The organism is Flavonifractor sp. An112 (genome assembly GCF_002161085.1).
Taxonomy (GTDB): domain Bacteria; phylum Bacillota; class Clostridia; order Oscillospirales; family Oscillospiraceae; genus Flavonifractor; species Flavonifractor avicola.
Genome location: NZ_NFLU01000005.1, coordinates 1 through 23,161 on the forward strand (window position 1 = coordinate 1; position 23,161 = coordinate 23,161).

Here is a 23,161-nt window from a genome sequence, read left to right on the forward strand (position 1 = left end):
CCCGGGACCGCAGTCCGTTCTGGATCAGGGTCTGATGGGTTTCCGCCAGGCCCAGCTCCCAGGGCAGACCGGCGTTGTGGATGGAGGTGCGGGGGGCGGCGCCGGTGCCGGGGATAAATTCCTCCGCCCGGCGTACCGCCGTGTCGTCCTCCATGCCCTCCTCTTCAAACATATGCTCGGCGTAGTCGTCCGCCTTTTTCAGCAGTCGGTTGATGCCCTGGGTGAGGGGGCTTTCCTCCGGCCCGGCGGCCTCCTCCGGAAAGTCCAGCACATTGTCCTCCACCGGAGGGGCTTTGGACGGTTTTTGCGGGGTGGGTTCCGGCTTGGGCGGGGGGGCCTTCTCCACCGGCGGCTGCCGGGTGGCGGCGGCCTTGGGTTCCTTCTGAGCCTGCTCCTGACCGCCGTCGGGGAAGGTGAGCACCCGCCCCGGCTTTTTGGAGGGGGAGGAGGGACGCTGGCTTTTGGGTACTACCGGGAAGGGTATGGTATCCTCCTCATCCGGCTTTTTCTTTTTCTGCCCGCCGCCGAATTCCGCCAGAATGGATTCCAGGGAGAACTCGTCCCCGCCGGGCAGATCCTCATTCAGTTCGTCATCCCGGTCTTTTGCCATGGGAACGTGCTCCTTTTTTTGAAGATCAGTGGTTGTCAGCCCATCCGCTGCCGCACGGCCTCATACAGCAGAATGGCGGCGGCGGCGCTGGCGTTGAGGGAGTTGAGCTTGCCCTTCATGGGAATACGGACCAGGAAGTCGCAGGTCTCAGATACCAGACGGCCCATGCCGTCCCCCTCGCTGCCGATGACAATGGCGGCGGGGCCCTTCAGGTCGGCGTCGTAGAGTAGCCGGTCCCCGTCGGCAGCGGTGCCGAACACCCATACCCCTTCGTCCTTCAGCTCCTTGAGCAGGGCGGGCAGGTTGGGCACCCGGGCCACCGGAATATGGCTCACCGCGCCGGCGGAGGTCTTGGCCACCACCGCCGTCAGGCCCGCCGAACGGCGCTTGGGGATAATGACGCCGTGGGCTCCGGCGCACTCGGCGGTGCGGATCACCGCGCCCAGATTGTGGGGGTCGGAAAGCTCGTCGCACACCACGATGAGAGGGGGCTCCCCCTTCTCCCGGGCGGCGTTCAGAATGTCGTCCACGCTGGCGTACTCCCGCACCGCGGCCTGGGCGATGACACCCTGGTGGGAGTGGGTGCGGCTCATAAAGTCCAGCTTCTTCCGGTCGCACTCCACCACCACGATGCCCTTGTCCCGGGCAGCGGCGGCGATGTGGGCCAGGGCAGAGTCGGTCTCTCCCCGGGCCAGGAAAATTTTATCAATGGGCGTGCCCGCCCGCAGGGCCTCAGTGACGGCGTTGCGCCCCTCGATGATGCCGTCTGCCTCGGCCTGAGGGGCCGGTCTGCGCTCCTTCATAATTGGTTCCGCCTTTCTTGTTGATCGCTACCAGTATACCACAAGACCTGCCGCAGAAAAAGATAAAAATTACCCCTTTGAACCCGGCTGGTTTCATAGAAAGTTTACAGCTTTCGGCCTTCCCTTTCTTGTTTTTTGAGGGTGCGTGTGCTATAACTATAATTACTTTCCAGATAGGAATGAATGCACTCAAGGAGGCATCCTCTTGAATTTCGATCACCAGAACAACAACCGCGGAAAGGGCGGAGGCAATAACAAGCGCAACATCACCGCCATCGTGTCCATCATCCTGTGGGCCCTGGTGCTGACGGTGCTGGTGAACTATGCCACCTCCATGTTCCGCCAGGCCAACTCGGTGGAGATCAGCTACGGCACCTTCCGGGAGTTGGTCAAGGAGGACTGCGTGGCAGGCGTGCTCATGGAGTCCAACAAGTACACCATTTATTTAAAAGACGGGGTGTCGGTGGACGCCAACGGCAACATCACTAAGACCGCCACCGCCGCCGGCCTCACCGGGGAGCAGGAGGAGACCACCGTGCCGCCCCCCTCCCAGTGGGACAAGACCAAAACCACCTACTACTGTGCCCCCATCACCCAGGCGGGGGTGCGGGACGACGGGCTGATCGACCTGCTGGAGGAGCACGACGTCACCAGCTTCGGCCCCGAGTATGTGGAGGAGCTTAACCCCATCGTCTCCATGCTCATCTCCTGGGTGCTGCCCATGGTGGTCATGGTGCTGCTCTTCTCCTTCCTGTTCCGCAGCATGGCGGGCAAGATGGGCGGCGGCCTGGGCAATCTGGGCAAGTCCAACGCCAAGGTCTATGTGGAGAAAAAGACCGGTGTCACCTTTAAAGACGTGGCCGGTCAGGACGAGGCCAAGGAGTCCCTGGTGGAGATCATTGACTTCCTCCACAACCCCCAGAAGTATACCGAGATCGGCGCCAAGCTGCCCAAGGGCGCTCTGCTGGTGGGCCCTCCCGGTACCGGTAAGACCCTGCTGGCCAAGGCCGTGGCCGGCGAGGCCAACGTGCCCTTCTTCTCCATCTCCGGCTCCGACTTCGTGGAGATGTTCGTAGGCATGGGTGCCGCCCGTGTCCGCGACCTGTTCAAGGAGGCCAACAAGATGGCCCCCTGTATCGTGTTCATCGACGAGATCGACACCATCGGTAAATCCCGCGATAACCGCATGGGCGGCAATGACGAGCGGGAGCAGACCCTGAACCAGCTGCTGGCCGAGATGGACGGCTTCGACCCCACCAAGGGCGTCATCCTGCTGGCCGCCACCAACCGGCCCGAGGTGCTGGACCAGGCCCTGCTGCGGCCCGGCCGCTTTGACCGGCGCATCACCGTGGACCGGCCCAACCTGGCCGGCCGTCTGGCAACCCTCCAGGTCCATACCCGCAAGATCAAGCTGGCGGAGGATGTGGATCTGAAGAAGGTGGCTCTGGCCACCGCCGGCGCCGTGGGCGCGGACCTGGCCAACCTGGTCAACGAGGCCGCCCTCCGTGCGGTCCGTCTGGGCCGCAAGGCGGTCAACCAGCAGGACCTGCTTACTGCCTTCGAGCTGGTCATTGCCGGCGCCGAGAAGAAGGGCAGCGTCCTCAGCGAGTTTGAGAAGAAGCTGGTGGCCTACCACGAGGTGGGTCATGCCATGGTGGCCTACCGGCAGAAGCACGCCGAGCCGGTGACGAAGATCACCATTGTTCCCCACACCCAGGGCGCTCTGGGCTACACCCTCCACCTGCCGGAGGAGGACAAGAACCTCCACACCAAGGACGAGCTGCTGGCCCAGATCTGCGTCTCCATGGGCGGCCGTGTGGCCGAGGAGCTGGTCATGAAGACCATGACCAACGGCGCCGCGCAGGACATTCAGGATGCCACCAGCATCGCCCGCAATATGGTGGCCATGTTCGGTATGAGTGAGGAGTTCGGCATGATGGCTCTGGCCTCCCGCCGCAACCAGTATCTGGACGGCGGCTACGGCCTGGACTGTGCCGACGATACCGCCGCGGCTATGGATCAGGCGGTGCGCAGCATCATCGACTCCTGCTACAAGAAGGCCACCGAGATCCTCTCCGAGAGCCGGGAGGACATGGACAAGGTAGTGGCTTACCTGCTGGAGAAGGAGACCATTACCGGCGCCGAGATGGTGGCCATTCTGGAGGGCCGTGACCCTGCTCTGGCCGACCAGTACGCCGAGGCCGAGCGGCGGGAGCAGGAGAAGAACAAGCCGGAGGAGAAACCCCAGGCCATTCCCCTGTGGGGCAGCCAGGAGGAGTCCTCCGCTCCGTCCCAGCCGGATCAGCCCTCTGAGGACAAGACAACGGAAGAATAAGGAAAATCCGGGCGCGCCGTCATGGCGCGCCCGGATTCTGCTTCTAAAAAATTTTGAGAAAAATGAAAAAAAGAGTTGACAGAGCGGGTGACCCGTGCTAAAATACGATTCGTTCGGTCGACCTGACCGGCGCCAAGTGAATATGGGGGTATAGCTCAGCTGGGAGAGCGCTTGAATGGCATTCAAGAGGTCAGCGGTTCGATCCCGCTTATCTCCACCAAAAAGACTTGAAACTTCGGTTTCAAGTCTTTTTTTGTTTGTCTGCCGTGGGGGTTCGGAGAAGTGCATGAAGTCTGAAAAATGAAAGCGGGGATTGCATGGTTTTGCAGTACGATGTAAAAAGAGATTCCTGCTGCCAAATATAGAAAAAACGCAAGTTATTCGATGTTATGCACAATTTAGATGGGCGTAACTTTGGCTAGTTTATCCGTATTGTGGTATTCTGGAACCTATAGTATACTTTAAATATATCTGAAAGAACTGACGCGGGATATATGGGGATATATCCACGCGAAGCAGTGCTTTCGAACGGTACCGAATTTTTGAAAGAGGAAGGAGGACGCGGAGGTAGTTGATAAATATTCGGTATCGGGACCCGCGCAATAAGGCAATCGATTCAAAAAAGGAGGCATCATAGATGCGGCAACATCAGAAACGCTCCCATTCTTTTCTTGCATTGCTGTTGGCATTATCCATGCTCTTCTCCCTGACGATTCTGCCTGTATCAGCTGAGGAACCAGTAAAAACCGATGCTGACCAGGGGACAGCCACACTCACGCTGGACGACGACCTGCTCACTCTGGATATGAGCGAGGAAACGTTTCATGCAACCCTGACGGTTCCGGTCTCCACTGAGCAAAGCAAATGGACAACGGATCAGTGGAATACTTGGGCAAAAGGCATTACCTGGAGCCTGACGCGAGACGATGTGGATGTGCAGGACCCTGCGCTCTACCCGTACATCTACACCGGCGATGACCTGCAGAACTGGATGAGCTGGGGCACCATCAATCAGCATGGTGCTGACGGCGTCCCCTATTTCACCCTGGAAGATCCCACGGTAACCGTGGCTGATGGCTACGCTACGGTGAAGCTGACCTTCAGCCATGGCATCTTCTTCAATATGAAGGATGACTCGCTGCCTCTGGTGACCAACTCCCTGCAGGCCATTGGCAGCAATACCTTCCGCTACGCCCGTAACGTGTGGCCGGGCTTCATCGGCAACTACGAGCTGTCCGCCAAGGCCGGCGATACCGTTCTGGCCACCACCCCCATGGAGATCAACGTCTACGAGAGCAACGTCCGGCAGGACGAGCTGTACGATGAGCTGATGGAGATCAAGAAGCTGGCTGAGGCCAATGGCCGCTACTTCGACGTCCAGTCCTTCGGTAAAAGCACCGACGGCTATGACCAGTGGTATGCCGTGGTGTCCGACAGTGCCCAGTCCGTGGCCGACTTTAAGGAAATGAACGCCCTGGCTCAGACCGATCCCGATGCGGTGCTGGCCCAGATCGAAGGCGGCAAGGACTACCGCATCCCCATCATGATGAACAACGTCCACCCCGACGAGGCCGGCGGTGTGGATGCCCATGTCAATCTGCTGCGTACCCTGGCCACCGAGGATACCGTCACCTGGAATACCATCACCGGTCTGACCGATGGCAAGACTGTGGATGAGGGCCAGTACGATCCCAAGATTGTGGACTTCGAGATCGACAGCGATGACGGCGATACCACCTACGGCTTCACCGGCTACGGTCTGAAGATCAGCGCCACCGACGTCAACGGCAACGGCAACGACGGCCGCACCGATGCCAGCAAGTACTATACCTTCAGTGCGAACAAGGAGCTGAAGGTGGACGAGATCCTGGACAACCTCATCATCATTGTCACCCCCGATGAGAACCCCGACGGCCGTACCTACAACACCCGTCCCAACGGCAACGGCTTCGATCTGAACCGGGATGCCTCCAACCAGACTCAGGTGGAGACCCAGAACATCACCAAGCTGATTAACGAGTGGAATCCCGTGGCCTTCGTGGAGTTCCACGGCTTTACCGCTCAGTTCCTGGTAGAGCCCTGTACGCCTCCTCATGAGCCCAACCTGGAGTATGACCTGTTCGTGGAGCAGTTCCTGCTGGGCGCCGAGGCCTACGGCAACGCCGCTCTGGCCACCATGTCCGTCCAGCACAAGGACGAGTTTGAGACCAAGTATCAGACCTATTACACCCCCCTGCGCGACAGCTTTGATGCTGAAACCGGCTGGGACGCCTGGGATGACCTGAGCACCAACTACACCCCCAGCTATGCCATGCTCAACTGCGGTTCCATGGGCTTTACCATCGAGACCCCCTCCGGCGGCGAATCCAGCGTCCGCCTGCTGGAGTGCGGCGCCTACGGCCTGTGGCAGTTCCTGTCCGACTGTAAGGACACCTGTTACAAGGCCCAGCTGGAGTTCTTCCGCCGGGGCATCAACAACGAGGACCACCGGGAAGAGATGGAGCCCTGGTATGTGGATATGAGCAACCAGCAGCTGGATCCCGACACCTGGCGCGTTCCTTATGAGGGCAACAACAAGTACTTCCCCGAGTACTATGTGCTGCCTGTGGACGCCGAGTCCCAGCGCGATCCCGCTGACGCCTATGAGATGGCGGAGTTCCTCATGCGCAACGGCGTGAAGGTCTCCACCCTCACCAAGGACGTGACGGTGGACGGTGTGACCTACAAGGCCGGTTCTCTGGTGGTCAATATGTACCAGGCCAAGCGCAACTACGCCAACTGCGTGCTCAACCTGGGCTATGATGCATCTGCCTCCGGTTTCCCCTCCCTGTACTCTGAGTCCGTGGCCAGCTTCCCCAGTATGCGCGGCTTTGACTGCATTGCCATTGACACCATCGGCGCCTTTGACGGTGCCCTGAAGGAACTGACTGAGGTTACCGCTTCCGGTCAGGTCACCGGCAGCGGTTCCATCGTCATCCTGTCCAACAACGGTGACGAGACCGTCCGGGCCGTCAACGCGTTGCTGGACGCCGGCAAGGCGGTTGGTATGATCACCGAAGGCGACTACAAGGGCGATTTCGTGGTGAGTGCTTCCTCCTATAACATGGTATCCTCCGACTATGCGCTGGTGGCTACCCGCACCAATGAGATGCCTGTGGCCCATCAGATCAGCAAGCCCACCCTGTTCCTCACCGGCCGCTATGCCGACTTCGGCGACGACAAGGTGACTTCTGGGTACTATACCGAGTGGTTTGCCAATGGCTATGGCTTCATCAACTACGATAACATCCACAACAACGGTACCTCCAATTACGATGTGATGGCCTATGTGAAGCAGCTGGGCTTCACCGTAACGGATGATCCTGCCAAGGCGGATATCATCATTGGCTCGGTGGCGCTGGACAGCGGCGCCTATGGCGCTGAGGCCGTTGCGGCGGTCAAGGCCGGTACGCCCTATATTGCCACCGGTTCTGAGCCGCTCTCCTACATTCAGGAGAACCTGGTGACAGGAATTACTGCTGACTCCAGAGGTATGGAGGCCCTCCATCATGTCACTTATCCCTCCGAAAGCCTCATCACTGCCAGCCAAGAGGCGGATGGTGACGACGTGATTTACACGCTGGATTGTACCGTTCTCACTGCCTATCCTGAGAATGCTGAGGTGCTGATCCAGGCCACCGATAAGGACAGCTTTATCGTGGGCTGCATGGCCGGCGGTAGCATCGACGGCGGCGTGGAGGCCATTGCGGTGGAGCAGGACGGAATGGATATTACCATCTTCGCCAACTCCATTGTCAACCGTGCCCACCAGCAGGACGACTATCTGTTTGCCACCAACACCATCTATTCCAAGATGCTGTCTGAAGATACCATGGATATTGTGGTCAGCACCCTGCCGTTTGATGATGTATATGGCGACGACTGGTTCTATAATGCGGTGAAGTATGCCTATGACAGCAAGCTGATGTCCGGCACTGCTTCCACCACCTTTGCTCCTCTCATGAGCACCAACCGTGCCATGGTGGTCACCATGCTGTGGCGGCTGGAAGGCCAGCCCAAGGCTGATGCCACCCTGTCCTTCACCGACGTGGAGAGCGGCGTGTGGTATACCGACGCTGTGAACTGGGCTGCCTCCAAGGGCATCGTCAAGGGCTACAGCGACACCGTGTTTGCCCCCAACGACACCGTGACCCGCGAGCAGCTGGCCACCATCCTGTACCGCTACGCTGAGAGCAAGGGCTACGATGTGTCCGCCAAGGGCGATCTGACCACCTTCACCGATGGCGCCAAGACCTCCTCCTGGGCCGCTGAGGCCATGGAGTGGGCGGTAGGCTCCAAGCTGCTGTCCGGCAAGGGCGGCAACGTTCTGGATCCCACCGGCACCGCCACCCGCGCGGAAGTGGCGCAGATCTTCACCAACTTTGCGCAGAACCTGAAGAAGTAAACATTCACGCCAACAGGGGCGCGATGCATCAGCAGCGCGCCCCTGTTTTGTTATGCAGAGAAAAAAGTGCAAAAATGGATCATTTTTGGCCTCCATGGATTGGAAAGAAAAAATCCGCATAGAAAATCGGGCTGAGGCAAAGCTATGGTCGGATCACCGATCCAACAAAACGATTGCAAAGGAGATGCAACATCATGTCCAACAGCAACAGCAATCAGCCCGTGGTTTCCAGCGCTCGCGAGGCCCTGAACAAGTTCAAGATGGAGGCCGCCGCCGAGGTGGGCGTCAACCTGAAGCAGGGCTACAACGGCGATCTGACCAGCCGTGAGGCCGGCTCCGTGGGCGGCCAGATGGTCAAGAAGATGATCCAGGCCTACGAGAACGGTATGTCCGGCAAGTAAAACGCCATCAACAGAGATCCGCTCTGAACAACGTGGAAGAGCCGTCGGTCAATCGACCGGCGGCTCTTCTGCGTTTTCACAGGCCGTAGCCTGCCACTGATCCGGGGCTTCCTCCGGGCTCAACAGGCAGGCGTTTGCCAGACATCGGTACCGGGTCCCCCGGAAGGACACCACGTCTCCGACGGCGTAACCGTCCCGGTCCCCTGCCGGGCGGCTCCACAGGGGTACGCCCCTGCTGTCCAGACCTACCGGCTCATAGAGTTCCGGGGTGCGCTCCGGCACTACACCGGCGCTGGCACGGTGGTCCAGGGTTACCTGGTAGAGCTGGGGGTCCCCCACGGCATTGAACCCACGGCGGACATAGTCCCCCGTCTGGTACACCGTGCCGGGCGTAAATTCCGGATAGACCCAGGCCACCTCCATAGCCCGGGCGGGCTCCAGCTGGGCGGCAAAGAGCTGGAGCAGATGGTAAAATTGTTGTCCCTGTCCATCCATATCCCACATATGGCTACCCTCCCTTTTACCTATGGTGAAACAGGGGCATTTGTTGTACGTTTGCATACACCCAACACAAAAAACAAGGAGACCCGCCGTTGGGCGGGTCTCCTTGTTTTGAACAGAGAGGTAAGAGAGAGGAGAATGGTTTGTCATTTGTACCTGACGCTGTTATCATATCCGTTTTTCGCCAAGGGATGGTGAACAGGCTGTGAACAGATTCTAAAGGAATGATGAAGCTTTTCTTTCGCAGGCTTTTGGTATATTCCTGACCGCCGCCGCCATACTAAGGCCATCAAGGAAGAAACAGGGGAACGCGCATGGAAACATTTAAGCTGAAAACCGCCGTCTCCTTTGGAAAGGACGCCCTGGCTGCCCTGGAGGAGCTGGCCGGCGGGCGGGTGATGGTGGTCACCGACGATTTTCTGGCCAAGTCCGGCCTGCTGGACAAAGTGAAAGCCCGGCTGCCCGGCTGCACCGTGGAGACCTTTACCGGAGTGGTGCCTGACCCGCCTCTGGAGGTGGTGGCCAGGGGAGCCAGGGCATTGGCCGACTTCAAGCCCCAGGCGGTGGTGGCCTTTGGGGGCGGTTCCGCCCTGGATTGCGCCAAGGCCATGGTGGAGTACGGCAAGAAGCTGGGGGCTACAGGGGAGATTTCCTTCTGGGCGGTGCCCACCACCGCCGGGACCGGCTCGGAGGTCACCTCCTTTGCCGTCCTCACCGACAGCCAGAAGGGAGTGAAGTACCCCCTGGTGGACGACGCTCTGCTGCCCCACCGGGCGGTGCTGGACCCGGTATTCCTGGCTGGTGTGCCCGCCAAGGTGACGGCGGACACCGGCATGGACGTACTCACCCACGCCGCCGAGGCCTATGTGGCCGCCGGGGCTAATGTGTACACCGACGCCCTGGCGGAGAAAGCCTTTGCCCTGGCTTGGAAGAACTTGCCCGCCGCCTTTAACGGGGACCAGGAGGACAAGGGGCGTATGCTGTTGGCTTCCAACCTGGCGGGTATGGCCTTCAACGCCGCCGGGCTGGGGCTAAGCCACAGCATGGCTCACGCCCTGGGCGGGCGGTTCCACATTCCCCACGGGCGGCTCAACGCCATGCTGCTGCCCCATGTGATCCGCTTCAACGCCGCACGGCGGGAGACGGCGGAGCGGTACGCCGCCCTGGCCAAGGCCTGCGGCCTGACGCCCACGGCCAGAGGTTTGGCCTTTGCCATCGAGCGGCTGCGGGGCCGCCTGGAACAGCCGGGCCGCCTGTCGGAGTGCGGGGTGGACGCAAAGACGGTGCGGGACCAGGGGGACGAGATCGCCGCCGCCGCCCTGGCCGACCTGTGCGCCCCCTCCAATCCCCGGAGCGTCACCCCCCAGGATATCAAGGCCATTCTGCGGGAGTTGGCGTAATGGGAGAACAGTTACTCTCTGTAGGTATTGATATCGGCACCTCCACCACCCAGCTCATCCTGTCCCGGCTGACCCTGGAGAACCGGGCCACCCCCTTTACGGTACCCCGGGTGTCCATCGCCGGGCGGGAGGTGCTTTACCGCTCGGCTATCCACTTCACCCCGCTCCTGTCCGATACCGTCATCGACGCCGCCGGGGTGCGGGCCATTGTGGAAGAGGAGTACCGCAAGTCGGGCTTTGACAAGTCCCAGGTGGACACCGGGGCGGTCATCATCACCGGGGAGACCGCCCGGAAGGAGAACGCCCAGGAGGTGCTTGCCGCCCTGTCGGAGTTCGCCGGGGACTTCGTGGTGGCCACCGCCGGGCCCGACCTGGAGTCCATCCTGGCGGCTCGTGGAGCGGGTGCGGATGAATACGCAAAGGAACATCATACAACCGTATTACACTTTGATATCGGCGGCGGCACCGCAAACCTGGCGCTGTACCAAAATGGAGAGCTGGTGCGCACCGGCTGCCTGGACGTGGGCGGGCGGCTCATCAAGGTGGACAAGGACGGGCGGGTCACCTATGTGTCGCCGGTCTTTGCACGGGCGGGATGTCCCGCCCCGGCGGTGGGTGATCGGGTGACGCCGGAGAGCTTACAGCCCACCCTTCAAATCATGGCGGAGGCGTTGGAGCAGGCGGCGGGCCTGCGGCCCGGCCGGGACAGGCTGGACGCCTTTCTCACGGAGGGCACCCGCTGGACGGTGGAGGAGGTGCCGGTGGTGTCCTTCTCCGGCGGGGTGGCCGACTGCATCGATCATCCGCCATCGGACTGGCTGGCCTTCGGAGATATGGGCGTGCTGCTGGGCAGGGCCATCGCGGCCTCCCCGGCCTTCCAGAAGGCGGGCCGTTTCCGGGGGGCGGAGACTATAAGGGCCACGGTGGTGGGGGCGGGGAGCCACGCCACCGATTTGTCCGGCTCCACCATCTTCTACCGGGACATCACCTTTCCCTTGAAAAATATTCCCATCCTCAAGCTGGCGAACCGGGAGGAGGGGGGAGGGCCGGAGGAACTGGCCCGACGGATCAAAGACAAGCTGAGCTGGTACCAGGACCAGGGGGGGCTGGTGCAGCTGGCCCTGGCCCTGCGGGGGGAGAAGAATCCCTCCTACCACCGCATTCAAGAACTGGCCCGGGGGGTGGCGGAGGGCCTGGCCCCTCTGGTGGAGGCGGGCTTTGTCCCCATCGTGGCGGTGGAGGCCGACCAGGCCAAGGTGCTGGGTCAGGCCATGGCCGCCCTGCTGTCCGGCCCCCTGCTCTGTCTGGACGGGGTGGAGATGGACAACGGGGACTATATCGACATCGGCGCCCCGGTGGCCGGAGGCGCGGTATTACCCATCGTTATCAAAACCCTTGTATTTAACAAATCGTAGCCGCAAAAGGAGCGATCACATGATACTCAAGACCAAGCTGCTGGGGCACGTCTATGAATTCAAATCGGTGAAGGACGCCCTGGCCAAAGCCAATGAAGAGAAGTCGGGAGACCGGCTGGCGGGCATTGCCGCCGAGAACGCCGAGGAGCGGGTGGCGGCCAAGGTGGTGGTGGCCAACCTGACCCTGGCCGACCTGCGCAACCACCCCGCCGTCCCCTATGAGGAGGACGAGGTCACCCGCATCATTCAGGACGACGTAAACGAAAAGATCTACGACCAGATCAAGAACTGGACGGTGGCCGAGCTGCGGGAGTGGTTATTGGCGGAAAACCACGACGGCGACGCCATCCGGTGGGTGAGCCGTGGCCTGACGGCGGAGATGATCGCCGCCGTGGCCAAGCTGATGAGCAACATGGATCTCATTTACGCCGCCAAGAAGATCAAGGTCACCGCCCACTGCAACACCACCATCGGCCTGCCGGGCACTCTGTCCTGCCGGCTCCAGCCCAACCACCCCACCGACGACCCGGACGGCATCCTGGCCTCTCTGCTGGAGGGCCTGACCTACGGGGCGGGGGACGCGGTGCTGGGCCTGAACCCGGTGGACGATTCGGTGGAAAGTGTGCGCCGGGTGCTGGATCGGTTCCACGAGGTGCGCAACCGCTGGAATATCCCCACCCAGATCTGCGTGCTGGCCCACGTCACCACCCAGATGGAGGCGGTGCGCAAGGGTGCTCCCTGCGACCTGATCTTCCAGTCTATCGCCGGGTCCCAGAAGGGCAACGAGGCCTTCGGTCTGGACGGCAAGCTCATCGAGGAGGCCCGGCAGCTGGCCCTGAAGGAGGGGGCCGCCGTGGGGCCCAATGTGATGTACTTTGAGACCGGCCAGGGCTCCGAGCTGTCCTCCGAGGCCCACCACGGGGCGGACCAGGTGGTGATGGAGGCCCGGTGCTATGGCTTTGCCAAGCGGTTCCAGCCCTACCTGGTGAACACGGTGGTGGGCTTCATCGGGCCGGAATATCTGTATAATTCCAAGCAAGTAATACGGGCTGGATTGGAGGACCACTTCATGGGCAAGCTGACCGGCATCCCTATGGGGTGCGACGCCTGCTACACCAACCACATGAAGGCCGACCAGAACGACATCGAGGATCTGGCGGTGCTGCTCACCGCCGCCGGGTGCAACTACTTTATGGGCATCCCCCACGGGGACGACGTGATGCTCAACTACCAGACCACCGGCTTCCATGAGACCGCCGCCCTGCGGGAGATGTTCGGCCTGACTGCCATCCCGCCCTTCCAGCGGTGGCTGGAGGACATGGGCTTTGTGGAGAACGGCAAGCTGACCCCCCTGGCGGGTGACGCTTCGGTGCTGCTGGGGTAAGGAGACCACGGGGCCCCCAACGAAGCCCAGCGAAAGCGGGTTCGTTGGGGAGAGGACGAACAACGGAATGAATAAGCCCTGCCGTTTACGGCGGGGCGAAGAATATGGAGTATGTGAGGACGTTATGAATGAACAAGAACTGCGCTCCATGGTGGAGCGGATGGTGCTGGAGTTGGCGGGGAAGCCTGCTGCCGTGACCACGGCCCGGCCTGCCCCCCGGCAGGAAGACGTGAGCCAGGGTTGCCTGGAGGATATCACCCAGATCGACCTGCGGCGGCAGTACCTGGTGGACAACCCCCGCAGCGGCCAGGCCTTTCAGGATCTGAAATTAAAAACCCCGGCCCGGCTGGGGCTGGGACGGGCGGGAGCCCGATACAGGACCATCTCCATGCTGCGGATGCGGGCCGACCACGCCGCCGCCCAGGATTCGGTGTTCTCCCATGTACCTGACGAGTTCGCGGTAAACAACGGCTTTGTGCCTGTCCAGACCCTGTGCCAGACCAAGGACGAGTATTTGACCCGGCCCGACCGGGGCCGCCGGTTTGACGAGGAGAACCAGGCTATCATCAAAAAGACCTTTGGGCAGAACCCGAAGATTGCCCTGGTGGTAGGGGACGGACTCAGCTCCGCCGCCATTGAGGCCAACGCCGTGGACTGCCTCCAGGCGGTGCGGGCGGGCCTGAAGGCCTACGGCCTGGAGGGCGGCCCGGTACTCTATGTAAAGTACTGCCGGGTGGGCGCCTCCGACCACATTGGCGATCTGACGGGTGCAGAAGTGGTGTGTATGCTGGTAGGGGAGCGGCCCGGCCTGGTGACCGCGGAATCCATGTCGGCCTACCTGACCTACAAGCCCCATATCGGCATCCCCGAGTCCAAGCGGACGGTGATCTCCAACATCCACAAGGGGGGCACCACCGCCGTAGAGGCGGGGGCGCACATTGCGGAACTCATCAAGACCATGCTGGAAAGGAAGGCGAGTGGAATTGACCTGCGTTGAGGATAGCAGCGGCAACGGGGCCCCGCACGGCGGGGCGCGCGTCAGCGCGTACAAGCGTTTTGCCGCCAGGCAAAACCTTGATGCCGGGCGAATTCACTTCGCCCGAGCAGATGAAAATACACTTGGGGTCCCCGCGGGGCCTGCCCCGTGGGGAAAGTTTGAGGGGGTGACGGTATGACAGACGATCTGATCCCGGTCAAGGTGCTCTCTACCCGCACCATCGCCAACGTCAGCGAGACCTTAGCCAAGAAGCTGGGCCTGCCCCGGCAGTACCGCTCCATCGGCCTCATCACCGCCGACAGCGACGACATGACCTATTGCGCCCTGGACGAGGCCACCAAGGCGGCGGCGGTGGAGGTGGTGTACGGCAAGTCCCTATATGCCGGTGCGGCCAATGCCTCCACCGCCCTGGCCGGCGAGGTCATCGGCATCCTGGCCGGGCCCAACCCGGCGGAGGTTCAGTCCGGCCTGCGGGCCTGCGTGGACTTTATGAACAGCGGGGCGGGGTTCCGCTCCGCCAATCAGGATGACTCCGTCATCTACTTTGCCTACACCGTCTCCCGCACCGGCACCTACCTGTCCAAGGTGGCCGGGGTGCGGGAGGGGGAGGCTCTGGCCTACCTCATCGCCCCGCCTCTGGAGGCCATGGTGGGTCTGGACGAGGCCATGAAGGCCTCCGACGTGGAGCTGGTGGCCCTCTTTGAGCCCCCCAGCGAGACCAACTTCGGCGGCGGCCTGCTCACCGGCACCCAGAGTGCCTGCGACGCGGCGGCGGCCGCCTTTGCCGAGGCGGTAAAGGCGGTGGCGGACCATCCCAAGGAGGTGTGATCCTATGGAATTTGATAAAGATCTGAGATCGGTTCAGGAGGTCCGGGACCTGCTGGCCCAGGCCAAGCAGGCCCAAAAGGCCCTGGCCGTCATGAGCCAGCAGCAGCTGGACGCCATTACGGCGGCCATCTCCCGGGCCGGCGCCCAGCACGCCAGGCGGCTGGCCGACATGGCGGTGGAGGAGACCGGCTTTGGCCGGAAGGAGGACAAGGAGATCAAAAACCGCTTTGCGGCGGAGACCTTGTACGAGGCCATCCGGGACCAAAAGACCCACGGCATCCTGGCTGAGGACCGGGAGCACCGGACGGTGGACATCGGCGTGCCGGTAGGTGTGGTGGCCGGACTGGTGCCCTCCACCAATCCCACCTCCACGGTGATCTACAAGGCCATGATCTGCATGAAGGCGGGTAACCCCATCGTGTTCTCCCCCCATCCCGGGGCGGCCAACTGCATCCAGGAGACGGTTAACGTGATCCGCCGGGCGGCGGAGGAGGCGGGGGCCCCGGCGGGGGCCATCTCCTGCATCACCACCCCCACCATCGAGGCCACCAACGCCCTCATGCGCCACGACACCACCCGGCTCATCCTGGCCACCGGCGGCGCGGCCATGGTGAAGGCGGCCTACTCCTCCGGCACCCCCGCCATCGGCGTGGGCGCCGGCAACGGCCCGGCCTATATTCACCACACCGCCAACGTGGAGCAGGCAGTAAAACGGATTCTGGACTCCAAGACCTTCGACAATGGCACCATCTGCGCCAGCGAGCAGAGCGTTATCATGACCCGGCGAATGGAACCGGCGGTAAAGGCCGCCCTCCGTGCCCAGGGGGCCTATCTGCTGGACGAGGAGGAGACCAAGCAGCTCTCCCGCTTCATCCTGCGGCCCAACGGCACCATGAACCCGGCCATCGTGGGCAAGAGTGTGTCCACCGTGGCCCAGCTGGCGGGCCTGAACCGGGTGCCCCCCTCCGCCCGGGTGCTGGTGGCCCGGGAGACCGGGGTGGGCAAGGGCCACCCCTATTCCAGCGAGAAGCTGGGCCTCATCCTGGGCTGCTTTGTGGAGGAGGACGAGGAGGCGGTGCTCAACCGCTGCATCGAGATCCTGGAGTGGGAGGGCGCGGGCCACACCTTCTCCATCCACACCGAGGACGAACAGGTAGCCAAGCGCTTTGCCGCCGCTGTCCCCGCCAGCCGTGTGCTGGTGAACACCCCCTCCGCCCTGGGGGGCATCGGGGCCACCACCTGCCTGTTCCCCGCCCTCACCCTGGGCTGCGGCGCGGTGGGCGGGTCGTCCAGCTCCAACAACATCGGGCCCCTGGATCTCATCAACATCAAGCGGGTGGCCTGGGGTGTGAAGGAACTGGAGGAGCTGCGGGGGAGCAGCCCGGCCCTTTCCTCCTGCACCGTGGACGAGACCCTGCTCAACCGCCTGGTGGAGCAGATCATGGGGAGGCTGAGGTAAGATGAGCGAAGTCAACGCCGACGGCGTGCTGCTGGACCCCCATGAGGCCATCTTACAGGAGGCCCAGAACCTGACCAACTCCCTGATGGCCGAGCGCCCCCAGGGTCTGGAGGAGGACATGGAGCACGATGTCCAGGCTGCCAACGGGGAGGAGGCCGGCGAGGCGGGGGGAGCGCCCCATATGCCGGTGGCCGAGACGCCCCGGCAGGCCCCCAAAAAGAAGGCCCAGCCGGGCCGGGGCAGAAGAAGCAAACCGGCTCCAGCCCAACCGGCGGAGCCTATGAAACAGACAACTGACAGGAGGAAACAGAACATGGCAAATACAAACGCGCTGGGTATGGTGGAGACCAAGGGACTGGTGGGGGCCATTGAGGCCGCCGACGCCATGGTAAAGGCTGCCAACGTGCAGCTGGTAGGCAAGGAGCAGGTGGGCGGCGGTCTGGTGACCGTCATGGTCCGGGGCGACGTGGGAGCCGTCAACGCCGCCACCGACGCAGGCGCCGCCGCCGCCGAGAAGGTGGGCGAGCTGATCTCCGTCCACGTCATTCCCCGCCCCCACGCCGAGGTGGACCACATCCTGCCCCACGGCGGCGAGGGCATGAGCGAATAAATGGAGCTGCTCACCCGTGAGGACGTGCGGCGTATGTCGGACAACGGCACCCGGGGGCCGGTGGTGGTCAACAAGGACCAGAAGCTGACCCCCGGGGCCCGGGACTGGCTGGCCGCCCACAAGATCCAGGCGGTCTTTCCCCAGGGGCGGGAGGACCCGGCTGCGCCCGCCTCTGCCAAGTACCGCACGCTCTTTGGCGCAACCCTCAACGAAAAACCGGAGCACATGACCCATCTGAAGGGCAACATCCTGGTGCGGAAGGACCACCCCCGCATCGCCTTCCGGGGCATGATCGACGCCTTGGAGGGGGAACTCATGCTGGCCCAGCAGGCCAGCCGTGATTACCCGGCTCTGGTGAAGGAGCTGGAGGAGGCCCTGGCCCTGGTGCGGCGGCTCATCCGGTGCGACGTGCTGGACGAGCCGGTGGGGGAGCTGCATCTGTGCGGCTACGACGCCGGGCAGCTGCGGGAGTATTCCCACTATCCGGACAAGTATCTGGGGCAGCCCCACTTCCTGCCCGCCTACACCGACGGGCCGGCCCTGCTGGCGGTGAACAAGGTGCGCACCCTGGTGCGGCAGACCGAGCTTTCGGCCTACGCCGCCTTCAAGGATGTAGAGGGCAATGTGACCCGGGGGGACATCATCCTGGCCCTGAACCGGCTGTCCTCCCTCATGTGGATCATCATGATCAAGCTAAAGGCGGGACAATATGAACACGCTTAATACCATTAATATCGAAGCTCTGGCGGAGCAGATCGTCCGCCGTTTGACGGTGGAGGTGGAGGCCAGCGGCCGCCACGTCCATCTGTCCCGGGCCGACCTGGACACCCTCTTTGGCCCTGGCTTTCAGCTCACCCGGGTAAAGGACTTGTCCCAGCCGGGGCAGTTTGTGTGCGCCCAGCGGGTTACCCTGGAGGGACCCAAAGGGTCCATCCCCAACGTGGTGGTGCTGGGCCCCGAGCGGAAGGAGAGCCAGGTGGAGATCTCCCTTACCGACGGCGTGGTGCTGGGCATCACACCCCCGGTGCGGCTGTCGGGGGACATCGGGGGCACACCCGGCATCACCCTGCGCAACGGGGACCGGGTGCTGCGGCTGGACCGGGGGCTCATCGCCGCCAAGCGGCACATCCACATGACTCCGGAGGACGCCGCCCGCTTCGGGATGGAGAATGGCCGGGAGGTGCGGCTCAAGTGCCTCACCCAGCGGCCTCTGACCCTGGAAGGGGTGGAGGTGCGGGTGTCCCCCCAGTTCGCCACCTTCGCCCACATTGACTACGACGAGGCCAACGCCTGCGGCTTTAAAAAAGGGGATAGAGCCCTGATTTTGCCGTGAGGCTGGAGTGGCGGGGGCGTACTCTGGTCATCACCTGGCTGCCGGTGGGGGCCATGGGGCGGCTGGCTGCTCTGGCCCCGGCCAGTCGGGGGGAGACCGAGGTGCTGGCCGCCCTGCTGGCGGGGGCACGGGTGTGCCTGGAGCGGAAGGCCCTGGAGTACCGGCTCTACCGCCGCACCGCCCCGCCGTCAATCTATCGCCGCTGCCTGTCCCTGGAGCGGCAGCTGAGGGAGATGGGGATCTGTGTTGCTGGGACAGGTGGCCGGTAAGGTATGGGCCACGAAAAAAGCCCCCAACCTGACCGGTCAGGCCTTCCTGACGGTGGAGGTGGGGGACAGGCTGCTGCTGTGCGCCGACTGCGTAGGGGCGGGGGCGGGCGAGCGGGTCCTCATCGCCACCGGCGGGGCGGCCCGCATCGCCGCCGGGACAAATGTGCCGGTGGACGCCGCCATCATCGGGATCATTGATCCATAAGGGGGCGGCCCACCTGCCGCCCCGTTTCACAAAAGGGAGGGACAGTTTATGTCCATCAACGAGATCATCGTCTATCTGATGGTGCTCTTTATGGCCCTGGGGGCCATCGACCGCATCCTGGGCAACCGCTTCGGGCTGGGCGAGAAGTTTGAGGAGGGCATTATGGCCATGGGCTCTCTGGCCCTGGCTATGATCGGTATTATCTGCCTGGCCCCCGTGTTGGCCAACCTGCTGCGGCCGGTGGTGGTGCCCTTCTATCAGTTCCTGGGGGCCGATCCGGCCATGTTCGCCGGTACCATCCTGGCCAACGACATGGGGGGAGCCACCCTGGCTCAGGAGCTGGCCCTGACGGAGGAGGCGGGCCAGTTCGGCGGCCTCATCGTAGGGGCAATGCTGGGCCCCACCATCGTCTTTACTATTCCGGTGGGCCTGGGCATCATCAAGGCGGAGGACCGGCCCGCTCTGGCCACCGGCGTGCTGGCCGGCGTCATCACCATCCCCATCGGCAGCTTTGTGGGCGGCTTGGTGGCGGGATTCCCGGTGATGATGGTGCTGCGTAACCTGCTGCCCATCGTGCTCTTTGCGGTGCTCATCGCCCTGGGGCTGGCCTTTGTGCCCAACGGCATGGTGAAGGGCTTCCAGGTCTTTGGCCGCATCATTGTCATCATCATCACCATCGGTCTGGCCGCCGCCATCATTGAGGCCCTGACGCCCCTGACTATTATCCCTGGCCTCAACTCCATTGAGGAGGGCATCGGCATTGTGGGTGATATCGCCATCGTGCTGGCGGGCGCCTTCCCCCTGGTGTACGTCATCACCAAGGTGTTTAAAAAGCCCCTGATGAAGCTGGGCAGCCTGCTGGGCATGAACGACGTGGCGGCAGCCGGGATGGTGGCCACCCTGGCCAACAATATTCCCATGTTTCAGATGATGGGCGACATGGACCGCAGGGGCAAGATTATCAACGTGGCTTTTGCTGTGTCGGCGGCCTTTGTGTTCGGTGACCACCTGGGCTTTACCGCCGGCTTTGATTCCACCATGATTTTCCCCATGATCGTGGGCAAGCTGGTGGGCGGCGTCACCGCCGTGGCGGTGGCCATGTTCCTCACCCGAAAGGAGACCCGTCATGGACAAGCATAAGCTGGAAGAAATCATCCGCCAGGTGTTGCTGGAGCACCTGGGGGGCGGGGTGCAGGCGGTGAAGGTGCCTGCCCTTACCGTCACCGAGGATCACCGGATGAACACCGGTAACCCCGGTGACAAGGTGTATACCCGGGACCTGTTCACCCTGGAGCAGTCTCCCAGGCTGGGGGTGGGCATCATGGAGATGACCGACACCACCTTCCCCTGGACCCTGAACTACGACGAGATGGACTATGTGGTGGAGGGGCGGCTGGACATCCTGTGCAATGGGCAGAAGGTGTCCGCCGGGCCGGGGGAGCTGATCCACATTCCCAAGGGAAGCGAAATTCAGTTTTCCGTCACCGGCCATGCCCGGTTCCTCTACTTCGTCTACCCCGCCGACTGGCAAAATCAGCAGTAAAAAAGGTCCAGCCCATACAATGGGCTGGACCTTCTGTTTAGAATTGCGCTTTGGAAATAAACGATATCACAATAATGGCCACAGCCAGGACACGGGTGACATGGACAGCACGCTCCTTGCCGTAGCGGCGCTGGAAGGAGTGGGGCGGGACGGGGAAGATCAGCAGGAATACGCTCAGGGCGGCCCCGGTGATGCTGACCAGCAGGCTATTCTGCACCGTCTGCATATTGATCATGAGCAGCAAAAAGAAGAGGGCGAACCAGATAAAGAACACCTTGGTGAATGTCACATCTTTCAAAAACTTGTTCATGTATGCTGCACTCCTTTTCCCTATCATACTCCATAGTGGACAGGATCGTCAACCACTGTCTGTATCGGGTGGGCATAGCGGGGGACAAACCCGCATATAGATGCCACAGCTACCCAAAACAGGCAGGAGTGTGGATGGATATGCAGACAGGATGGAATGAGAATCGGGCAATGCTCCGGGGGACCGTCACGGCGGACCCGGTGTGGTCCCATGAGACCCACGGGGTCGTGTACGAGACCTTTCCCCTTACGGTGCTCCGGCTGTCCGGCTCGGAGGACACCATCAACGTCATTGCGCCTAAAGAACTGCTGGAGGAGTATCCGGTAAAGGCGGGGACGCCGGTGGAGGTGGAGGGGGAGGTGCGCTCCTTCAACAACAAAAGCGGCACCGGCAGCAAGCTGGTCATCACCCTGCACGCCAAGAGCATCAAGCCGGGAGAGGGGCCCAATGAGAACCGGCTTACCCTGGCGGGGGTGCTGTGCAAGCCGCCGGTGTTCCGGCGCACCCCTCTGGGCCGGGAGATCTGCGATCTCATGCTGGCGGTAAATCGGAAGTATGGCCGGGCGGACTATCTGCCCTGCATCTCCTGGGGGGCGCTGGCCCGCTGCTGCGGCGAGTTGGAAGTGGGGGACGGGGTGCGGCTGGAGGGCCGCCTCCAGAGCCGGGCCTACACCAAGCTGGAGAACGGCCAGAGCCGCCAGCGCACCGCCTTCGAGGTGTCGGTGATGCGGTTGGAGGGGGTGGAGACATAAGAGGGAAAGAGACTTGCATACCGGTACGGCCTATCGTATACTTGCCTTAGAGACCCATTTTATAAGGAGGCGATGGTATGCAGTATGAGATCAAGGGCGAGCCCATGCCGGTAGTGATCTGTCAGGTGGCCGCCGGTGAGTCCATGATCACCGAGCGGGGTTCCATGGTGTGGATGTCCCCCAATATGGAGATGTCTACCGGCGCAGGTGGCATTGGCAAGGCCTTTGGACGGATGTTTTCCGGCGATTCCATCTTCCAGAATACATATACGGCGGTAGGCGGCCCGGGCATGATTGCCTTTGGTTCCAGCCTGCCCGGCACCATTCGGGCCATTCCCATCGATCCTGCCCACCCGGTCATCGTGCAGAAGCGGGGCTTTCTGGCCTCGGAGCAGGGAGTGGAGTTGTCCATCCACTTCCAGAAAAAGATGAAAACCGGCTTTTTCGGCGGTGAGGGCTTTATCATGCAGAAGCTGTCCGGCTATGGCATGGCCTTTGTGGAACTGGACGGCTCGGTGGTGGAATATGAGCTGAAGCCGGGGCAGAGCATTGTGGTGGATACCGGCAACCTGGCCATGATGGACGCCACCTGCTCCATCGATGTGCAGATGATTCACGGCGTGAAAAACGTCCTCTTCGGCGGGGAGGGCCTGTTCAATACGGTGATCACCGGCCCCGGCAAGGTGACCCTTCAGACCATGCCGGTCACCGGCCTGGCCGACGCCCTGCTCCCCTTCCTGCCCAAGGGCAGCAACTAAATAGAAAAGGGACGCTGCCTTTGGCAGCGTCTCTTTTTAGTGGTATAAGGACAGTTCCACAGGCAAGAAAAATGCCGCCCGAAAGGGCGGCATTTTTGATTGCTCTGCAATAAAATCAGCGCTTGCTGAACTGAGGAGCACGACGGGCAGCCTTGAGGCCGTACTTTTTGTAGTCTGTCGTTTGAAACCATTGAAAACACTGGCTTTTTTTACTTTGAAATCTGAAATAACCTCTACTGTAACCTCAATATTGAGGTTATTTTCATCGTGCTGAGCTTTTCGCAAGTATCCATTCATCAACAGCATTACTTAAATATGCGTAATATTTGAATGTTTTGGATGCGCATACATGAACCTATTTATCAGATCGTTAGTGAAAAAGAACTCGCCCATGGACCCTAACAGGAATCATAGGCGAGTTCCAGGCTTTTCTTAGAAAACGCGTCAATTCCCCGTAACTGCACCAGGAGCAAAAGCCATATTGATCTTCTCAATAATCTCTTCGGGGCGATTATATGTGAGATGGGCATAGATATCAAGGGTGATCTTTGCGCGTTCATGCCCAGCAAGATACTGGACGGTTTTGATATCTACGCCCCTGAGCAACAGGTTTGTGATGTATGTGTGGCGAAGGATATGCGGGGTCACCTTATCTCCGTACACATTCTTCCGGTTGGCACGGATGCTCGCATCTTCCCAATATCTCAGGATATCCGCACCGGATACGAAATGGGTTTCATCCGTCTGTTCATACAGCAGCTTCAGCAGCAGGAGCAGGCGGCGTTGATTATCTTTTGCAACGCA

At 61.7% G+C, this 23,161-nt stretch carries 24 protein-coding genes and 1 tRNA gene; 19 read left to right on the forward strand and 6 right to left on the reverse strand.

Features of this window, described 5'->3' with window-relative positions:
• Together B5E56_RS05690 and rlmB are read right to left on the reverse strand one after the other, a co-directional pair.
• On the reverse strand, positions 1-610 hold a 610-nt coding region (locus tag B5E56_RS05690), incomplete at its 3' end, for a glutamate synthase-related protein (RefSeq protein ID WP_242958786.1).
• A gap of 35 nt (positions 611-645) precedes the next feature.
• Positions 646-1,413: a 23S rRNA (guanosine(2251)-2'-O)-methyltransferase RlmB gene (rlmB, locus tag B5E56_RS05695; RefSeq protein ID WP_087188673.1), complete on the reverse strand. Its 768-nt coding sequence runs from the start codon at positions 1,411-1,413 to the stop codon at positions 646-648.
• A gap of 205 nt (positions 1,414-1,618) precedes the next feature.
• On the opposite strand from rlmB, the gene ftsH reads away from it, so the two are divergent.
• From ftsH to B5E56_RS05715, 4 genes are all read left to right on the forward strand, one after another.
• A complete protein-coding gene (ftsH, locus tag B5E56_RS05700; RefSeq protein ID WP_242958787.1) occupies positions 1,619-3,748 on the forward strand; it encodes an ATP-dependent zinc metalloprotease FtsH in 2,130 nt (709 codons plus the stop codon).
• Between the two features lie 144 nt (positions 3,749-3,892).
• Positions 3,893-3,968, forward strand: a tRNA-Ala gene (locus B5E56_RS05705).
• Between the two features lie 417 nt (positions 3,969-4,385).
• On the forward strand, positions 4,386-8,192 hold the full coding sequence (locus B5E56_RS05710; RefSeq protein WP_087388989.1) for an S-layer homology domain-containing protein: 3,807 nt from the start codon (positions 4,386-4,388) through the stop codon (positions 8,190-8,192).
• Positions 8,193-8,386: 194 nt separating this feature from the next.
• Positions 8,387-8,593, forward strand: a complete 207-nt coding sequence (locus B5E56_RS05715) for an alpha/beta-type small acid-soluble spore protein (RefSeq protein WP_087188670.1) — start codon at positions 8,387-8,389, stop codon at positions 8,591-8,593.
• Between the two features lie 48 nt (positions 8,594-8,641).
• Here B5E56_RS05715 and B5E56_RS05720 read toward each other — a convergent pair whose 3' ends face one another.
• Positions 8,642-9,097, reverse strand: a complete 456-nt coding sequence (locus B5E56_RS05720; protein ID WP_087388990.1) for a hypothetical protein — start codon at positions 9,095-9,097, stop codon at positions 8,642-8,644.
• A 311-nt stretch (positions 9,098-9,408) separates the two neighbouring features.
• Here B5E56_RS05720 and B5E56_RS05725 point away from each other — a divergent pair, with 311 nt between their 5' ends.
• The 13 genes from B5E56_RS05725 to B5E56_RS05790 all read left to right on the forward strand — a co-directional run bounded on the left by B5E56_RS05725 (position 9,409) and on the right by B5E56_RS05790 (position 20,537).
• Positions 9,409-10,494: an iron-containing alcohol dehydrogenase gene (locus tag B5E56_RS05725; RefSeq protein ID WP_087388991.1), complete on the forward strand. Its 1,086-nt coding sequence runs from the start codon at positions 9,409-9,411 to the stop codon at positions 10,492-10,494.
• The gene (gene eutA / locus B5E56_RS05730) at positions 10,494-11,909 is read left to right on the forward strand and encodes an ethanolamine ammonia-lyase reactivating factor EutA (RefSeq protein WP_087388992.1); all 1,416 of its coding nucleotides are present in this window, start codon (positions 10,494-10,496) and stop codon (positions 11,907-11,909) included. Before B5E56_RS05725 ends, eutA begins: the two co-directional genes overlap by 1 nt.
• Positions 11,910-11,928: 19 nt before the next feature.
• A complete protein-coding gene (locus B5E56_RS05735; RefSeq protein WP_087388993.1) occupies positions 11,929-13,293 on the forward strand; it encodes an ethanolamine ammonia-lyase subunit EutB in 1,365 nt (454 codons plus the stop codon).
• Positions 13,294-13,417: 124 nt separating this feature from the next.
• On the forward strand, positions 13,418-14,290 hold the full coding sequence (eutC, locus tag B5E56_RS05740) for an ethanolamine ammonia-lyase subunit EutC (RefSeq protein ID WP_087388994.1): 873 nt from the start codon (positions 13,418-13,420) through the stop codon (positions 14,288-14,290).
• Between the two features lie 174 nt (positions 14,291-14,464).
• Positions 14,465-15,118 carry an ethanolamine utilization microcompartment protein EutL gene (gene eutL, locus B5E56_RS05750; protein WP_087388996.1) on the forward strand — a complete coding sequence of 218 codons (654 nt, stop codon included), beginning with the start codon at positions 14,465-14,467 and terminating at the stop codon, positions 15,116-15,118.
• A gap of 4 nt (positions 15,119-15,122) precedes the next feature.
• Positions 15,123-16,577 carry an acetaldehyde dehydrogenase (acetylating) gene (locus B5E56_RS05755; protein ID WP_087388997.1) on the forward strand — a complete coding sequence of 485 codons (1,455 nt, stop codon included), beginning with the start codon at positions 15,123-15,125 and terminating at the stop codon, positions 16,575-16,577.
• Positions 16,578-16,890: 313 nt separating this feature from the next.
• On the forward strand, positions 16,891-17,187 hold the full coding sequence (locus B5E56_RS05760; protein WP_087188677.1) for a BMC domain-containing protein: 297 nt from the start codon (positions 16,891-16,893) through the stop codon (positions 17,185-17,187).
• The gene (locus B5E56_RS05765) at positions 17,188-17,910 is read left to right on the forward strand and encodes an ATP-binding protein (protein WP_087388998.1); all 723 of its coding nucleotides are present in this window, start codon (positions 17,188-17,190) and stop codon (positions 17,908-17,910) included. It begins immediately after the preceding gene.
• The gene (locus tag B5E56_RS05770) at positions 17,897-18,520 is read left to right on the forward strand and encodes a phosphate propanoyltransferase (protein WP_087388999.1); all 624 of its coding nucleotides are present in this window, start codon (positions 17,897-17,899) and stop codon (positions 18,518-18,520) included. The genes B5E56_RS05765 and B5E56_RS05770 overlap by 14 nt, the downstream gene beginning before the upstream one ends.
• Positions 18,517-18,789 (forward strand): hypothetical protein, encoded by a 273-nt coding sequence (locus tag B5E56_RS05775; protein ID WP_087389000.1) that lies wholly within the window; start codon positions 18,517-18,519, stop codon positions 18,787-18,789. Before B5E56_RS05770 ends, B5E56_RS05775 begins: the two co-directional genes overlap by 4 nt.
• A complete protein-coding gene (locus tag B5E56_RS05780) occupies positions 18,764-18,994 on the forward strand; it encodes a EutN/CcmL family microcompartment protein (RefSeq protein ID WP_087389001.1) in 231 nt (76 codons plus the stop codon). The genes B5E56_RS05775 and B5E56_RS05780 overlap by 26 nt, the downstream gene beginning before the upstream one ends.
• Before the next feature lie 48 nt (positions 18,995-19,042).
• Positions 19,043-20,134: an ethanolamine utilization protein EutH gene (gene eutH, locus B5E56_RS05785; RefSeq protein WP_087389002.1), complete on the forward strand. Its 1,092-nt coding sequence runs from the start codon at positions 19,043-19,045 to the stop codon at positions 20,132-20,134.
• A complete protein-coding gene (locus B5E56_RS05790) occupies positions 20,121-20,537 on the forward strand; it encodes a cupin domain-containing protein (RefSeq protein WP_087389003.1) in 417 nt (138 codons plus the stop codon). Before eutH ends, B5E56_RS05790 begins: the two co-directional genes overlap by 14 nt.
• Before the next feature lie 37 nt (positions 20,538-20,574).
• Here B5E56_RS05790 and B5E56_RS05795 read toward each other — a convergent pair whose 3' ends face one another.
• Positions 20,575-20,847, reverse strand: a complete 273-nt coding sequence (locus tag B5E56_RS05795; protein WP_087389004.1) for a hypothetical protein — start codon at positions 20,845-20,847, stop codon at positions 20,575-20,577.
• A gap of 140 nt (positions 20,848-20,987) precedes the next feature.
• Between B5E56_RS05795 and B5E56_RS05800 the strand changes: the two genes are divergently transcribed.
• Together B5E56_RS05800 and B5E56_RS05805 are read left to right on the forward strand one after the other, a co-directional pair.
• Positions 20,988-21,599 carry a single-stranded DNA-binding protein gene (locus B5E56_RS05800; RefSeq protein WP_242958788.1) on the forward strand — a complete coding sequence of 204 codons (612 nt, stop codon included), beginning with the start codon at positions 20,988-20,990 and terminating at the stop codon, positions 21,597-21,599.
• Between the two features lie 77 nt (positions 21,600-21,676).
• Positions 21,677-22,357, forward strand: a complete 681-nt coding sequence (locus tag B5E56_RS05805) for a TIGR00266 family protein (RefSeq protein WP_087389006.1) — start codon at positions 21,677-21,679, stop codon at positions 22,355-22,357.
• A gap of 36 nt (positions 22,358-22,393) precedes the next feature.
• Here B5E56_RS05805 and B5E56_RS14395 read toward each other — a convergent pair whose 3' ends face one another.
• Complete coding sequence (locus B5E56_RS14395; RefSeq protein ID WP_143383136.1) at positions 22,394-22,663, reverse strand: hypothetical protein; 270 nt, start codon at positions 22,661-22,663, stop codon at positions 22,394-22,396.
• Between the two features lie 138 nt (positions 22,664-22,801).
• On the reverse strand, positions 22,802-23,134 hold the full coding sequence (locus B5E56_RS05810) for a tyrosine-type recombinase/integrase (protein WP_087389007.1): 333 nt from the start codon (positions 23,132-23,134) through the stop codon (positions 22,802-22,804).
• Positions 23,135-23,161: the final 27 nt, after the last annotated feature.

What these genes read in the sequence shown, in the direction of transcription:
- rlmB (WP_087188673.1), bottom strand. Translation starts at nt 1,413, where the DNA reads ATGAAGGAGCGCAGACCGGCCCCTCAGGCCGAGGCAGACGGCATCATC.
- B5E56_RS05710 (WP_087388989.1), top strand. Translation starts at nt 4,386, where the DNA reads ATGCGGCAACATCAGAAACGCTCCCATTCTTTTCTTGCATTGCTGTTG.
- B5E56_RS05715 (WP_087188670.1), top strand. Translation starts at nt 8,387, where the DNA reads ATGTCCAACAGCAACAGCAATCAGCCCGTGGTTTCCAGCGCTCGCGAG.
- B5E56_RS05720 (WP_087388990.1), bottom strand. Translation starts at nt 9,097, where the DNA reads ATGTGGGATATGGATGGACAGGGACAACAATTTTACCATCTGCTCCAG.
- B5E56_RS05725 (WP_087388991.1), top strand. Translation starts at nt 9,409, where the DNA reads ATGGAAACATTTAAGCTGAAAACCGCCGTCTCCTTTGGAAAGGACGCC.
- eutA (WP_087388992.1), top strand. Translation starts at nt 10,494, where the DNA reads ATGGGAGAACAGTTACTCTCTGTAGGTATTGATATCGGCACCTCCACC.
- B5E56_RS05735 (WP_087388993.1), top strand. Translation starts at nt 11,929, where the DNA reads ATGATACTCAAGACCAAGCTGCTGGGGCACGTCTATGAATTCAAATCG.
- eutC (WP_087388994.1), top strand. Translation starts at nt 13,418, where the DNA reads ATGAATGAACAAGAACTGCGCTCCATGGTGGAGCGGATGGTGCTGGAG.
- eutL (WP_087388996.1), top strand. Translation starts at nt 14,465, where the DNA reads ATGACAGACGATCTGATCCCGGTCAAGGTGCTCTCTACCCGCACCATC.
- B5E56_RS05755 (WP_087388997.1), top strand. Translation starts at nt 15,123, where the DNA reads ATGGAATTTGATAAAGATCTGAGATCGGTTCAGGAGGTCCGGGACCTG.
- B5E56_RS05760 (WP_087188677.1), top strand. Translation starts at nt 16,891, where the DNA reads ATGGCAAATACAAACGCGCTGGGTATGGTGGAGACCAAGGGACTGGTG.
- B5E56_RS05765 (WP_087388998.1), top strand. Translation starts at nt 17,188, where the DNA reads ATGGAGCTGCTCACCCGTGAGGACGTGCGGCGTATGTCGGACAACGGC.
- B5E56_RS05770 (WP_087388999.1), top strand. Translation starts at nt 17,897, where the DNA reads ATGAACACGCTTAATACCATTAATATCGAAGCTCTGGCGGAGCAGATC.
- eutH (WP_087389002.1), top strand. Translation starts at nt 19,043, where the DNA reads ATGTCCATCAACGAGATCATCGTCTATCTGATGGTGCTCTTTATGGCC.
- B5E56_RS05790 (WP_087389003.1), top strand. Translation starts at nt 20,121, where the DNA reads ATGGACAAGCATAAGCTGGAAGAAATCATCCGCCAGGTGTTGCTGGAG.
- B5E56_RS05795 (WP_087389004.1), bottom strand. Translation starts at nt 20,847, where the DNA reads ATGAACAAGTTTTTGAAAGATGTGACATTCACCAAGGTGTTCTTTATC.
- B5E56_RS05800 (WP_242958788.1), top strand. Translation starts at nt 20,988, where the DNA reads ATGCAGACAGGATGGAATGAGAATCGGGCAATGCTCCGGGGGACCGTC.
- B5E56_RS05805 (WP_087389006.1), top strand. Translation starts at nt 21,677, where the DNA reads ATGCAGTATGAGATCAAGGGCGAGCCCATGCCGGTAGTGATCTGTCAG.
- B5E56_RS14395 (WP_143383136.1), bottom strand. Translation starts at nt 22,663, where the DNA reads ATGCTGTTGATGAATGGATACTTGCGAAAAGCTCAGCACGATGAAAAT.